14 protein-coding genes are annotated in these 13,145 nt (G+C 42.0%); 13 read left to right on the top strand and 1 reads right to left on the bottom strand.

What is annotated here, in order from left to right; genetic code table 11:
* Positions 1–437: 437 nt before the first annotated feature.
* The 11 genes from H7T99_RS03615 to H7T99_RS03565 all read left to right on the top strand — a co-directional run bounded on the left by H7T99_RS03615 (position 438) and on the right by H7T99_RS03565 (position 9,513).
* Positions 438–1,184, top strand: coding sequence for an amino acid ABC transporter permease (locus H7T99_RS03615; RefSeq protein ID WP_096832659.1), 747 nt, complete (start codon positions 438–440; stop codon positions 1,182–1,184).
* The gene (locus H7T99_RS03610; protein WP_037602492.1) at positions 1,184–1,927 is read left to right on the top strand and encodes an amino acid ABC transporter ATP-binding protein; all 744 of its coding nucleotides are present in this window, start codon (positions 1,184–1,186) and stop codon (positions 1,925–1,927) included. The genes H7T99_RS03615 and H7T99_RS03610 overlap by 1 nt, the downstream gene beginning before the upstream one ends.
* A gap of 212 nt (positions 1,928–2,139) precedes the next feature.
* Positions 2,140–2,364 carry a DUF4059 family protein gene (locus H7T99_RS03605; RefSeq protein WP_002884393.1) on the top strand — a complete coding sequence of 75 codons (225 nt, stop codon included), beginning with the start codon at positions 2,140–2,142 and terminating at the stop codon, positions 2,362–2,364.
* A gap of 32 nt (positions 2,365–2,396) precedes the next feature.
* Complete coding sequence (trxB, locus tag H7T99_RS03600) at positions 2,397–3,350, top strand: thioredoxin-disulfide reductase (RefSeq protein WP_255296714.1); 954 nt, start codon at positions 2,397–2,399, stop codon at positions 3,348–3,350.
* A 90-nt stretch (positions 3,351–3,440) separates the two neighbouring features.
* Complete coding sequence (gene rsmD / locus H7T99_RS03595) at positions 3,441–4,040, top strand: 16S rRNA (guanine(966)-N(2))-methyltransferase RsmD (RefSeq protein ID WP_073686155.1); 600 nt, start codon at positions 3,441–3,443, stop codon at positions 4,038–4,040.
* A 32-nt stretch (positions 4,041–4,072) separates the two neighbouring features.
* Complete coding sequence (coaD, locus tag H7T99_RS03590; protein WP_037602487.1) at positions 4,073–4,570, top strand: pantetheine-phosphate adenylyltransferase; 498 nt, start codon at positions 4,073–4,075, stop codon at positions 4,568–4,570.
* Positions 4,571–4,586: 16 nt separating this feature from the next.
* Complete coding sequence (locus tag H7T99_RS03585) at positions 4,587–5,624, top strand: SepM family pheromone-processing serine protease (RefSeq protein WP_051677074.1); 1,038 nt, start codon at positions 4,587–4,589, stop codon at positions 5,622–5,624.
* 85 nt (positions 5,625–5,709) lie between these two features.
* Positions 5,710–6,654, top strand: a complete 945-nt coding sequence (locus tag H7T99_RS03580) for a TIGR01212 family radical SAM protein (protein ID WP_037602483.1) — start codon at positions 5,710–5,712, stop codon at positions 6,652–6,654.
* Positions 6,651–7,199: a tRNA (mnm(5)s(2)U34)-methyltransferase gene (locus tag H7T99_RS03575; RefSeq protein WP_037602480.1), complete on the top strand. Its 549-nt coding sequence runs from the start codon at positions 6,651–6,653 to the stop codon at positions 7,197–7,199. The genes H7T99_RS03580 and H7T99_RS03575 overlap by 4 nt, the downstream gene beginning before the upstream one ends.
* A complete protein-coding gene (locus H7T99_RS03570) occupies positions 7,196–7,438 on the top strand; it encodes a hypothetical protein (protein ID WP_002891697.1) in 243 nt (80 codons plus the stop codon). The genes H7T99_RS03575 and H7T99_RS03570 overlap by 4 nt, the downstream gene beginning before the upstream one ends.
* 8 nt (positions 7,439–7,446) lie before the next feature.
* Complete coding sequence (locus H7T99_RS03565) at positions 7,447–9,513, top strand: cation:proton antiporter (protein WP_037602478.1); 2,067 nt, start codon at positions 7,447–7,449, stop codon at positions 9,511–9,513.
* 183 nt (positions 9,514–9,696) lie between these two features.
* Here H7T99_RS03565 and H7T99_RS03560 read toward each other — a convergent pair whose 3' ends face one another.
* On the bottom strand, positions 9,697–10,479 hold the full coding sequence (locus H7T99_RS03560) for an ABC transporter ATP-binding protein (RefSeq protein ID WP_014634965.1): 783 nt from the start codon (positions 10,477–10,479) through the stop codon (positions 9,697–9,699).
* A 111-nt stretch (positions 10,480–10,590) separates the two neighbouring features.
* Between H7T99_RS03560 and H7T99_RS03555 the strand changes: the two genes are divergently transcribed.
* Positions 10,591–11,922 (top strand): hemolysin family protein, encoded by a 1,332-nt coding sequence (locus H7T99_RS03555; RefSeq protein WP_037602475.1) that lies wholly within the window; start codon positions 10,591–10,593, stop codon positions 11,920–11,922.
* 353 nt (positions 11,923–12,275) lie between these two features.
* Positions 12,276–13,016 (top strand): LPXTG cell wall anchor domain-containing protein, encoded by a 741-nt coding sequence (locus H7T99_RS03550; RefSeq protein WP_037602472.1) that lies wholly within the window; start codon positions 12,276–12,278, stop codon positions 13,014–13,016.
* Positions 13,017–13,145 lie beyond the last annotated feature (129 nt).

Raw genomic sequence — 13,145 nt, 5'->3', positions numbered from 1 at the left:
AAAGTTTCAGGTGTTTTTCTCACGTCGGAAAGCCTCGGTTTATGCTCACTTTGTTCGTGAAATAAGGAATTAGTTCAAATCTTCTTAGTCTTAATAAGGTATTGCTATCAGTGATACGATTTTCTTATCACTATGATAAGAAAAGACTATTTCACAGACTTTCTGAGTCGTGCTAAAATGAATACTATAGAATTTATGATAAGATAATTGGACGGTTAGCACTAGGCTAACCTACTTTTTTAGAAAGAAAGGGCGACATTGTGAAAAAGAGTATAGAAGCATTTAATCGGTCACCTTGGTATCTCCAAGTTATCATGGGTTTGGTTGGTTTGGCAGTAGCAGTTACTTTAGCCATTCCCTTGTCTTGGCTAGTAGAAATTCTTTGGGGTTATATTTTGCAACTGGTTACGATTGTCTTCAAGTGGATTTCATCTTGGATGCCAGCTGGTAAACTCTTCTCATGGAAGGCAGTCTTCGATGCTGTTCCTAAGATTGTGGAACGCTTGCCTTTAACTTTGGGCTTGACCATTGCAGGTGCTTTCTTCGGTTTGATTTTGGCCCTTGTCTTTGCGGTCGTTAAGATCAATCGAGTACGTATCCTTTATCCGATTCAAGCAGTTTTTGTAAGCTTCTTACGTGGGACACCAATCCTTGTACAACTCATGTTGACTTACTATGGTATTCCACTCTTCCTTCGTTACTTGAATGGTGAGTTTGGTTTAGATTGGAACATTAATGAGATTCCACCAGCTATCTTTGCCATTACAGCCTTTGCCTTTAACGAAGCAGCCTACATGAGTGAAACCATTCGTGCAGCAATTCAAGCTGTTGATGCGGGGGAAATCGAAGCAGCCCGTTCTCTTGGGATGACATCAGCACAGGTTTACCGTCGTGTCATTATCCCAAATGCGGCAGTTATTGCAACTCCAAGTTTGATTAACAGTTTGATTGGTTTGACTAAGGGAACATCACTTGCCTTTAGTGCTGGTATCGTCGAAATGTATGCACAGGCTCAAATCTTGGGTGGTGCCGACTACCGTTACTTTGAACGTTATATCTCAGTTGCCCTTGTATACTGGGTAATCTCAATCTTGATTGAGTACATTGGTCGTTCAGTTGAAAATCACATGGCCATTAAGGCGCCTGAAGTGACTGACATTTCTGGAATTGGAGGTGACCGCTAATGATTAGTATCAAAAATTTGACCAAGGAATTTTCAGGTCAAAAGGTTCTCGATGGTATTGATATCGACATTGAAAAGGGTGAAGTTGTAGCTCTTGTTGGTGCCTCTGGTGCAGGGAAATCAACAATTCTTCGCAGCTTAAACTATTTGGAACAACCTGATTCTGGTACCATTATCATTGATGATTTCAAGGTAGATTTTGAAACAATTACCAAAGAACAAATCCTTACTCTTCGTCGTAAGTTGGCCATGGTGTTCCAACAGTTCAACCTCTTTGAACGTCGTACAGCCTTGGATAATGTTAAGGAAGGTCTTAAGATTGTTAAGAAACTTTCTGACGAAGAAGCTACCAAGATTGCCAAAGAAGAGCTCGCTAAGGTTGGGCTTTCTAATCGTGAAAATCACTACCCACGTCACTTGTCGGGTGGTCAAAAACAACGTGTGGCCTTGGCCCGTGCCCTTGCAATGAAGCCTGATGTGCTCTTGCTTGACGAACCAACATCTGCTCTTGACCCTGAGTTGGTTGGTGAGGTTGAAAAATCAATCGCTGATGCGGCTAAGTCAGGTCAAACCATGATTTTGGTCAGTCACGACATGAACTTTGTTTATCAAGTGGCTGACAAGGTGCTCTTCCTTGAAAAAGGTCGTATCCTTGAACAGGGAACACCTGATGAAATCTTTAACCATCCAAAAGAAGAACGAACAAAAGAATTTTTCGCTTCTTATTCAAAACAATATCTTTAAGATGGGATTTTTGTTACAATAGAAAAGGTAGTGGGAGTGGACGATACTTTAGTCCATAGTCAAAGTCCCACAAGGATGATTAGGAACTTTTGAATGTTTCAAAGGCGACTAAGTGTCCAATCAGAGACTGCATCGTGCAGTTATTACTAGTCGAATTTAGAGGTTGGAGAATGTTATCTCAGCCTTTTCTATTTCTCACTTTAGGATGATTTATGTTATTAAATATTTTTAAATTTTACCTCTTAGGCCTTGTGATTGCTTTCTTTGTGTGCTTGGTGATTGGTGCCATTTGGCTTGGATGGCGTGCTTTACGTCGTGCGGACAAAACTGTGAAGGAGCGTCAAGGTGCCCTCTATGATGCTATTATGATGTCGATGGTTTCGATTCCCGTTTTGGCATTTGCTTTTATGGCGATTCTTATCGTGCTGAATGCATAATTCTAGCTTTGTTGGCACATTAGGTGTAAGATATCTCTACAAGAAAATCATATAAGGAGTTACTCATGTACGATACAATTGTTATTGGAGCTGGTCCTGCGGGGATGACTGCAGCACTCTATGCAGCACGTGCCAACCTTAAAGTGGCAACTTTGGAGCAAGGTGCTCCTGGTGGACAGATGAATAATACGTCTGATATTGAAAATTACCCTGGTTTTGAAAGTATTTCTGGTCCAGAATTGTCAATGAAGATGTTCGAACCTTTGGAAAAATTGGGCGTTGAAAATCTTTATGGTATCGTGTCTGGTATCGAAGACAAGGGTGACTATAAAGTTGTCAAAACTGGTGATGAAGAGTACCAAACCAAGACAGTTATCATTGCGACTGGTGCCAAACACCGCCACATTGGTGTTGCTGGCGAAGAAGAGTATAACAGCCGTGGGGTGTCTTACTGTGCGGTCTGTGATGGTGCCTTCTTCCGTAATCAAGACCTCTTGGTTGTTGGTGGTGGAGACTCTGCCGTTGAAGAAGGAATTTATTTGACACGCTTTGCTAATAGCGTGACCATTGTTCACCGTCGTGATGAATTGCGTGCCCAAAAGGTTCTTCAAGACCGCGCCTTCGCCAATGAAAAGGTTAAGTTTATCTGGGACTCAGTCGTTGAAGAAATCAAGGGTGATGACATCAAGGTTCGCAGTGTTGATATCAAGAATGTCAAAACTGGTGAGGTGACTAACCACGAATTTGGCGGTGTCTTCGTTTATGTGGGACTTGATCCTGTTTCAGATTACTTGACAGGTCTCGACATCACTGACCAGGACGGTTGGGTAATTACAGATGATAAGATGGCGACACGTATTCCTGGTATCTTTGCCATTGGGGATGTCCGTCAGAAAGACCTTCGCCAAATTACAACAGCCGTAGGTGATGGTGCCACAGCTGGTATCGAAGCTTATAACTACGTGACTGCACTTGGTGATAAGTAAAATGAATGAAAACTCGGGAGCTTCTCGAGTTTTTTGTGTTCTCTTGGGGGGATTTAGCTTGTCTAGTCCCCTTTGGACCAACATCTAAGTGTGATTTTTTGTTATAATAGAAAAGTCTTACTAAAAATCAGTAAAAACGAGGTGACCGACTTGCGTGTTGTAGCAGGTGAATTTGGCGGGCGTCCGCTTAAAACGTTAGAAGGCAAAACGACTCGTCCAACAACGGACAAGGTCAAGGGTGCCATTTTCAATATGATTGGTCCTTTCTTTGATGGAGGACGTGTTTTGGATTTGTTCTCGGGGAGCGGTAGTCTGGCCATTGAGGCAATTAGTCGTGGCATGTCTTTTGCTGTCCTCGTGGAAAAGGATCGTCGGGCACAGGCTGTTATCCAGGAAAATATTAAGATGACAAAGAGTGAGAAACAGTTCCAGCTTTTGAAGATGGATGCAGTACGTGCGCTGACACAATTGACAGGAAAGTTTGACTTGGTGCTTTTAGATCCACCTTATGCCAAAGAGCAGATTGTGGCCAATATTACTCAGTTAGAGGAGCAAGGACTCTTGGCTGAGGAAGTTATGTTGGTTTGTGAAACTGATAAGGCTGTGGACCTGCCTGAAGAAATTTCAAACTTTGGGATTTGGAAACAGAAAACCTATGGTATCAGTAAGGTGACCGTTTACGTGCGTTAGCCTTTTATAGGGAAGTTGTAGAAAGGAATGCTATGACAAAGATTGCTATGTTTACGGGGTCTTTTGATCCGATTACTAATGGGCATATGGATATTATTGCCAGAGCCAGCAAGCTCTTTGATGAGCTTTATATCGGTCTCTTTTATAATAAAAATAAGCAGGGCTTCTGGGATGTGGAGACTCGCAAGCGTATCCTGGAAGAGGTTGTGGCAGATTTTCCCAATGTCAAGGTTATAACGGCTCACGATAGTCTGGCTGTAGATGTCGCCAGAGATCTTGGGGTGACTTATCTGGTTAGAGGCCTTCGTAATGCGACAGATTTTGACTATGAGGCTAATATGGATTATTTCAATAAGGGGCTGGCGCCTGAGCTTGAAACGGTTTATTTGATTGCTAGTCATGAGGTGACACCAGTGTCCTCGAGTCGAGTGCGTGAGTTGATTTATTTTGAGGGGGACATTAGTTCTTATGTTCCTCAAGCAGTTGTTAAGGAAGTGGAGGCCAAGCGTGGCAAACAAGACAAAATCTAAATCGCTATTAGGGAAAATGTGGCGGATTAAGTGGTGGTTATTAAGTATTATTACGGTACTTTTCCTCCTCTTTTCCCTCTTTTTCCCGCTAAATAATTATTATGTTGAGCTTCCGGGTGGTGCTTTTGATACTAAGGAAGTCTTGACTGTAGATAAGAAAGCTGATGATTCAAAAGGATCCTACAATTTTGTGGCGGTGGCTCAAACCAAGGCAACTTTGGCCCTCATGCTCTATGCTCAGCTTAATGATTTTGCAAAGCTTCAAACGGCTGAAGAGGCAACTGGAAATTACTCTGATGAAGATTTCATGCGTATCAATCAATTCTACATGGAGACTTCCCAAAACCAGGCGATTTATCAGGGCTTGACTCAGGCTGGTAAGGAGGCTAGCTTGGAGTATATGGGTGTTTATGTGCTTCAGGTGGCTGATGATTCTAGTTTCAAGGGTGTCCTTAATATTGCGGATACGGTGACAGCTGTCAATGGCAAGACCTTTGATAATTCTACTGACTTGATTAAATACGTCCAAGGACTTAAGTTGGGTTCAAAAGTCAAGGTCACTTATACGACAGAGGACAAAGAAAAGACTGCCACTGGTAAGATCATTAAGATTGCTAATGGTAAAAATGGTATCGGTATTGGTTTGACGGATCATACTGAGGTCAAGAGTCCTGAAAACGTGAAGTTTAAACTTGATGGTGTTGGTGGACCAAGTGCGGGGCTTATGTTTACTTTGGCTATTTACGATCAGGTGTCTGGTCAAGACCTCAAGGCTGGCCGTAAAATTGCTGGAACAGGCACTATTGAAAAGGATGGGGCTGTCGGTGATATCGGCGGGGCCTACCTCAAGGTGAAATCAGCGGCTGATAGTGGCGCAGATATTTTCTTCGTGCCAAATAATCCAGTAACTAAGGAAATGAAAAAGGCTGATCCGGATGCTAAGACTAACTATCAAGAGGCCAAGGAAGCTGCCAAGAAACTGGGGACCAAGATGAAAATCGTCCCTGTTAAAACAGCTCAAGAAGCCATTGATTATTTGAAAAAGACTAAGTAAGAAGAGAGAGTAGGACAGGCAGAAATCCATGATTTTTGTCCTAGTCTTACTCTCTTTTTAAGGTCAAAGTGTTATAATAGTCTTTATGAAAAAACGTTACAGAACAGTCAATGATTACTATCGTGAAATTTTTGGCGAAAAGATTTTCAAACTTCCTATAGATGCGGGCTTTGATTGTCCCAACCGTGATGGCACAGTGGCCCACGGTGGCTGTACCTTTTGTACGGTATCGGGGTCTGGGGACGCCATTGTAGCTCCTGAGGCGCCGATTCGTGAGCAGTTTTACCATGAGATTGACTTTATGCACCGCAAGTGGTCAGAAGTTCAGAAATATCTGGTTTATTTTCAAAATTTTACTAATACCCACGCTCCGCTTGAGGTTATCAAGGAACGCTACGAACAGGCTATCAATGAGCCTGGTGTTGTTGGCATCAATATCGGTACTCGCCCAGACTGTTTGCCAGATGATGTGATTGATTATCTGGCAGAACTCACAGAACGTATGCATGTGACTGTTGAACTTGGTTTGCAGACGACTTATGAAGAAACGTCAGAACTCATTAACCGAGCACACAGCTATGAACTCTACGTAGAGACCGTGAAGCGTGTGCGTGAGCGTGCACCAAAGGCTGAAATTGTATCGCACCTGATTAATGGATTGCCAGGGGAAACCCACGAGATGATGGTGGAAAATGTTCGCCGTTGTGTGACGGACAATGACATTCAGGGCATCAAACTCCACCTCCTCCACCTGATGACCAATACGCGTATGCAAAGAGATTACCACGAGGGGCGTCTTAAATTGCTGAGTCAGGAAGAGTATGTGTCAATCATCTGTGACCAGTTGGAAATCATCCCTAAGGATATCGTCATTCATCGTATTACTGGTGATGCGCCGCGAGATATGTTGATTGGTCCTATGTGGAGTCTCAACAAGTGGGAAGTCCTTAATGCCATCGACAAAGAGATGGAACGTCGTGACTCATGGCAAGGGTGCAAAGTAGCTAGCGAGAAGGAGGAAAAAGCATGATTAAACGACCCATTCATTTATCTCATGACTTTCTAGCAGAAGTGCTGGATGATGAGAGTATAGCTATCGATGCGACCATGGGAAACGGCAATGATACAGCCTTTCTGGCTGGCCTTGCCAAGAAGGTCTATGCCTTTGACGTGCAGGAGCAGGCGCTTGAAAAGACCAGTCAACGCTTGTCAGACCTGGGAATTGAAAATGCGGAACTCATTTTAGATGGTCACGAAAATCTGGACCGTTATGTCACGGAACCTATTCGAGCAGCTATTTTCAATCTGGGCTACCTGCCATCTGCAGACAAAAGTGTCATCACTAAGCCCCATACGACTCTTGAGGCCGTTGAGAAAATTCTTGACCGTCTAGAGGTTGGTGGGCGCTTGGCTATTATGATTTACTACGGTCATGATGGTGGTGATATGGAGAAGGATGCTGTGCTTGAGTACGTTATCGGTTTGGACCAGCGTGTTTTCACAGCTATGCTTTACCAACCCCTTAATCAAATTAATACCCCACCATTTTTGGTGATGTTGGAGAAATTACAATGATTACAGATATTAAAGAAAAACTTGCAGATATGCAGGCCAAATATATTGATAAGCAGAGTGCCGAGGGTACTTTGAAAAAGGTTGATAATCGTAAAACGGCTAAGATCAAGAAAAAGTTAGCTAGTCTTGAGGTCGAACGTTGCCATAAACTTTTAGCCAAGGAAGATGTCACTGCCATTGATAAAAAAATTAGTAAGCAAAAAGAACTATTCTCAAACTGTTGTCATAAGGAAGGGTAGGAGGAGCTATGCATCTATCGTTAGCTTTGCTTGTTCTTCTTTTTAGCTTGATTTTATCGAACGTTATCAATCGTATCTTTCCACGTCTTCCCTTACCCTTGATTCAAATTATTTTTGGAGTGGGTATCGGTTTTCTTTTTAAGGGACGTGCTTTCGAGCTTGAAACGGAACTTTTTCTAGCTTTCATTATTGCTCCCTTGCTGTTTCGTGAGGGTGAAGAAAGTGATATTACCAGTATTTTACGTAACTGGAAGCTCATTCTATTTTTGATTTTTCCAGTCATCTTCGTGTCTACACTGGGAATCGGTTATCTTGCTAAGGCTGTCTTGCCTGCCTCAGTGCCTTTGTCTGCCTGCCTAGCTATTGGGGCGGCTCTTGGGCCAACGGATTTGGTGGCCTATTCAGCTATTTCTAAACGTTTCAGTTTTCCAAAGTGGATTAGCTACATTTTGCAGGGGGAAGGTCTTCTGAACGACGCCTCTGGCTTGGTCGCCTTTCAGGTGGCGGTGACTGCATTGACCACAGGTACCTTCTCTCTCCTTGGGGCGAGCTGGAATTTGGTTATTTCTGTGCTTGGTGGTTTTTTAGTTGGCTTGATTACAGCCTTATTTAATCGTCTCTTTTTAACCATTTTGGACAATATGGATGCTGCTGATGTCACAGGTGCTCTCTTACTAGAGTTGGTACTACCGATTTCCTCTTACTTTGTAGCCGAGGAAATTCATGCTTCTGGAATTATTGCTGTTGTCGTAGCAGGGATTTCGCTTGCCAGTCGTTTCAAAAAAATCACCGTTTTTGATGCTAAGTTGGATAGTGTTTCTCATACGATTTGGGGAACCATTACCTTCATGCTTAATGGCATGGTCTTTTTCCTCTTGGGAACAGAACTTCCAACCCTAGCAGCCCCAGTACTGCGTAGCAGTACTTACGATAATCTCTGGATGCTTCTTGCTATCATCCTTCTAACAGCGACCATGTTTGGTATTCGTTTTGTTATGATTAGTGCAGTATTTGCTCAAAGAGCTTGGAGGGCCAAACGATCACTAAAAAAAATCTGGAAGGGTGCTACTCTGTTAACCTTTTCAGGTGTTAAAGGAACGGTTTCCATTGCAACCATCCTTTTGCTTCCAGTTGCCAATATGACTGCTCTGGAACATAGTCTTTTGCTTTTTACGGTAGCGGGTGTGACCTTGCTGAGCTTCTTAACAGGGATTTTAGTCCTACCTAAGCTAGCGACTGGACCAGCGCACACGACCAACCATTATATGCAGATTGCCATTCTCAATGATGTGGTCGATGAGTTGGAAAAAGATCTAAAACAGTCTACCAATCAAGGGGCTGTCTATGCTACTATTGACAACTACAATCAACGCTTGGAAGATTTAATCTTGGAGCAGGAATCAAATGATGTCAAAGAAGAGTTGGCCAATATCCGAGTAATGATTATGGAAATTGAGAGTGAGGGTCTGGAATATGCCTACAAGAAGGGTAAGATTTCAGAACTCGAATACAATCTCTACCAACGTTATATCAAGGGCTTGGAACGTCGTATCAACCGTGGTTTTGTCTCTAGCCTTTCTTACGCCCTAGCTGTCTTTGTGCGTGGCCTTCGTAGATTGTTACACTTAGCTCTTACTTTCAAGTTTCATATTGATCAGGATGAAACGAGAAGAGGTCCTAGGTTGACGGAAGAAAACCGCGACCATATGACTGAGCTCTATTTGACAAATACTGAGCAGATTTTGGAAGCCCTGAGTAATCTGGAAGGTGTTTATCATTCAGATCTCTTGTCTTATCTGAAACGCAGTCGCCTTCAAGAGGCTGAGATTATTCAATCAGGTGCCTTTGTTGAGCGGGTTATCACCCATCTTCATCCAGACAATATTGATGAAATGTTGCGTGGCTACTATTTGGAACGTAAGGTTATCAACGAGTACGAGCAGGCTGAACTTATTTCTAGCCGTTATGCCAAGCAGCTTCGTAAGGAAGTCAATACTTTGGAGGATTACTCTCTCAAAGAAACTAGCAACACGTTAACCTATGATATGATTAATCTGGCTCGAGGTCGAGCTTAAGCAATGAATGTTATCACAAAAAGAAGCCAAGAAAAATTTTGGCTTCTTGTTCATATATTTTTATAGAACAGCTTGTCGTTCCAGCCTTAATTTTGTATGGCGTATCGAAAATAAAAGAGGAGTAGTGATAAAAGAACAAGTCCCCTAGACATTATCTGGGGGACTTGTTTCTTTGAGTGATTTTTATAGAAGAGGGTTAATGTAAAAACGATGGTCATCAATTGGAATAATTTGAACAGGATTTTGGTAGAAGTCAGCTAAAACTTCCGGTGTGATGATATCATTTTTTGGTCCTTGTGCCACGATTTTTCCTTGACGGAGTAGGAGGATGTGGTCCATTTTTTCAGTGATTTCTTCAGCATGGTGGGTGACGTAAAGGACCAGTGGTGCGTGAGGAAGCGAGGTGATACGGTCAATCTGACGTAAGAGCTTTTCGCGGGCAAACAGATCCAAGCCAACAGTTGCTTCGTCAAGGATGATGATGTCGGGATCTTCCATCAGACTACGAGCAATTAAACAGATTTGCTTTTCTCCCTGAGAGAGACCACGGTATTTACGACCAATCAAATCACCAGCACCAAGTGAAGTCAGCATATCCTTGGCTTCTTGTAGCTCTTTGTCTCCATAGGCTTTGTAGAGGATTGAGCTCTTGTATTTACCTGTAAGGACGATTTTTTCAGCTGTCATATGTTGAGGAAGACGCTCAGTGATGAAGGAGCTGACGATACCGATATGTTGACGAAGACCTGTGATGTCTCCATTCCCAAAGGTGTAGCCTAGTATCTCAGCCTTTCCCTCAGAAGGAAAGAATTCAGCTGTCAACAAACGTAGGAGGGTTGATTTTCCAGCACCGTTAAGTCCCAGAATAGCCCAAGTTTGACCTTTTTCAACTGTCCAGTTAAGGCCAGACAAAAGTGTTTTTCCTTGGCGGGCCAAACTGACATTTTCTAATCGTATAAGTGACATAAGTCTCTCCTTTGATGATAAATTACTCTAATTATAGCATAAAATAGACACCTTTATTGGGAAATTATGGTATAATGAAAGTCAGAATTTTTTTTTAGAGGAGAAGAAAAAATGGAAGACTCGAGTGGTCAGTCCTTATTATTTCAATCTATTTTACTACTAATTTTAACCTTGCTTACAGCCTTTTTCTCAGCATCTGAGATGGCTCTCGTATCACTTAACCGCTCACGTGTAGAGCAAAAGGCAGAAGAAGGTGATAAGAAATTTATTCGCCTACTCAAGGTTCTTGAAAATCCAAACAACTTCCTATCAACTATCCAAGTTGGTATTACCTTTATTAGCCTCTTACAGGGGGCCAGTCTCTCTGCGTCACTAGGTGCAGTGATAGCGACTTGGTTTGGTCATGTGGCTTGGGCTAAGACAGCGGGTAGCATGATTTCTTTGGTTGTCTTGACCTATATCTCTATCGTTTTTGGGGAACTTTATCCAAAACGTATCGCTATGAATCTCAAGGAAAATCTAGCCATCTACTCGGCACCTGTCATTATTGTTACAGGTAAGATTGTTAGTCCCTTTGTTTGGATTCTTTCGGCGTCAACCAATCTTTTGTCTCGTTTGACACCTGCGACCTTTGATGATGCAGATGAACAGATGACACGTGATGAGATTGAGTACATGTTGACAAAGAGTGAGGATACACTTGAGGCTGAAGAAATTGAAATGCTCCAAGGGGTATTCTCTCTTGATGAATTGATGGCGCGTGAGGTTATGGTTCCTCGTACAGATGCCTTCATGATTGATATTGAAGACAACACTCAAGAAAATATCCAAGCTATTCTCAAGGAAAGTTTCTCTCGTATTCCTGTTTACGAAGATGACAAGGATAAGATTATCGGTGTCATTCATACTAAAAACCTTCTAAAAGCAGGTTTTGAACTTGGTTTTGAAAATATCAAACTTCGTCGAATCATGAATGAACCACTCTTTGTTCCTGAGACTATCTTCGTAGATGATCTCTTGGCAGCCTTTCGTAACACCAATAATCAGATGGCTATCTTGCTTGATGAATACGGTGGCGTTGCTGGTCTTGTTACCTTCGAGGACCTTTTGGAAGAAATCGTTGGTGAGATTGACGACGAAACAGATAAATCTAGTGTGGAAGTTCGTGAAATTGGTGAGAATACCTATATTGTCGAGGGAGCTATGACTCTTAACGACTTCAATGAACATTTTGATACAGAACTTGAGAGTGATGACGTTGATACTATCGCAGGTTATTATTTGACTGGTGTGGGAGCCATTCCAACTCAAGAAGTCAAGGAACACTATGCAGTTATCAACAAGGACAAACACCTCGAATTTATCAATGATAAGGTTAAGGATGGTCGTGTAACCAAACTTAAGGTAATCATCACGGCAGCTCCAGAAGAGGCAGAAGAATAGTTTTCTACATGTTTTTATTAGAAAATATTGGAACTTAAAAGCGACTATTTACTAATTAGGCACTTTCTCTCATTATGAGTGAAAGTGCTTTTTCTTATCTATCTTGGAATATCAGCTTATCAAAATAATAAGATTAGAAAACGTCTATAAAACACGTCATAAAGCCTTTTTTACCTATCAAAACTGCCGGACTTTGTCAGGAAAACAACCATAATTTTGAAGATAATCTAACATTTTTCAGCGTATTGATAGATTTAGAATAAAAATAAATAAGATTTTAATTAAAACAGTCTTTTATTACTTTTTTATGGTAGAATATAAATTAACTGATAAATGAAAAAAGGAGAATCTTGATGGCTTCTAAAAAATCTATATATAGTAGCTTGCTTTTACTCACCCTTACCCTAGGAGCTTTTGTACCAGTAACTTCTTTTGCGGACGATGGTATTGCGACAAATGATGCTGTTCTTACACAACCAACGACAGATCGTGCAGTAACTGGTCCTTCAACAGCCCCAAGTGATGGAGACTTGGCTCGTAGCAATGATTCAAACACAGGTGCGGCAACGCCAACAACACCAACACCTACAGTTCCTGAAGTACCAGCTGAACCAACAACACCAGCAACTCCAGAAACACCTGCGACACCGGCTCCAACAGCTGATTCATCTACAAAACCAGCTGATAAACCAACTGAGAAACCAGCCGATAAGCCGGAAGACCCAGCTTCAGCAACTGATAAAGGGACAAGCGAAGCACCTCAAAACCCTGAAACTCCAGCAGTGAATGTTAATGGACAACCTGTTGTTACTGTAACACCGACAGCTCCAGTTATCACTGCAGCTGGCCAAACAATTGTGTCTACACAAAATAGCCAAATTGTTATCGCTAACACTGATGGTACAACAAGTGTTGTTGCTCCTGAAACAGTAGGATTCAAAGTGAACGCTGACGGTACATTGACTGGTAAAGATGCTAAAGGTAAGGAAGTTACACTTCCTAAGACTGGTGAAGCATCAACAGTAATCTTGACAATGGTAGGAACATTCTTCCTTGCTGCTGCAGCCTTTTTGGGGCTTAAGAAACGTGCCTAGTAATATAGATGATAAAAGACTGGATTTTTCCAGTTTTTTTGTTTTTCTTCTGGTATAGTATAGATATTCCTTAATTTCAGATGTATTATAGTATAACCTTTGCCTGAATTCAGGCAGATATGGAGCATG

This window comes from Streptococcus sp. 17.1, from assembly GCF_016648655.1.
GTDB classification, from domain to species: domain Bacteria; phylum Bacillota; class Bacilli; order Lactobacillales; family Streptococcaceae; genus Streptococcus; species Streptococcus salivarius_E.
The sequence above is the reverse complement of the archived record's forward strand: the minus strand, read 5'-3'. Positions and strand labels throughout refer to the sequence as shown.

Bases quoted from the DNA above. Each gene is read 5' to 3' on its own strand.
- H7T99_RS03615 (WP_096832659.1), top strand. From the start codon at position 438: ATGCCAGCTGGTAAACTCTTCTCATGGAAGGCAGTCTTCGATGCTGTT.
- H7T99_RS03610 (WP_037602492.1), top strand. From the start codon at position 1,184: ATGATTAGTATCAAAAATTTGACCAAGGAATTTTCAGGTCAAAAGGTT.
- H7T99_RS03605 (WP_002884393.1), top strand. From the start codon at position 2,140: ATGTTATTAAATATTTTTAAATTTTACCTCTTAGGCCTTGTGATTGCT.
- coaD (WP_037602487.1), top strand. From the start codon at position 4,073: ATGACAAAGATTGCTATGTTTACGGGGTCTTTTGATCCGATTACTAAT.
- H7T99_RS03585 (WP_051677074.1), top strand. From the start codon at position 4,587: ATGTGGCGGATTAAGTGGTGGTTATTAAGTATTATTACGGTACTTTTC.
- H7T99_RS03580 (WP_037602483.1), top strand. From the start codon at position 5,710: ATGAAAAAACGTTACAGAACAGTCAATGATTACTATCGTGAAATTTTT.
- H7T99_RS03575 (WP_037602480.1), top strand. From the start codon at position 6,651: ATGATTAAACGACCCATTCATTTATCTCATGACTTTCTAGCAGAAGTG.
- H7T99_RS03570 (WP_002891697.1), top strand. From the start codon at position 7,196: ATGATTACAGATATTAAAGAAAAACTTGCAGATATGCAGGCCAAATAT.
- H7T99_RS03565 (WP_037602478.1), top strand. From the start codon at position 7,447: ATGCATCTATCGTTAGCTTTGCTTGTTCTTCTTTTTAGCTTGATTTTA.
- H7T99_RS03560 (WP_014634965.1), bottom strand. From the start codon at position 10,479: ATGTCACTTATACGATTAGAAAATGTCAGTTTGGCCCGCCAAGGAAAA.
- H7T99_RS03555 (WP_037602475.1), top strand. From the start codon at position 10,591: ATGGAAGACTCGAGTGGTCAGTCCTTATTATTTCAATCTATTTTACTA.
- H7T99_RS03550 (WP_037602472.1), top strand. From the start codon at position 12,276: ATGGCTTCTAAAAAATCTATATATAGTAGCTTGCTTTTACTCACCCTT.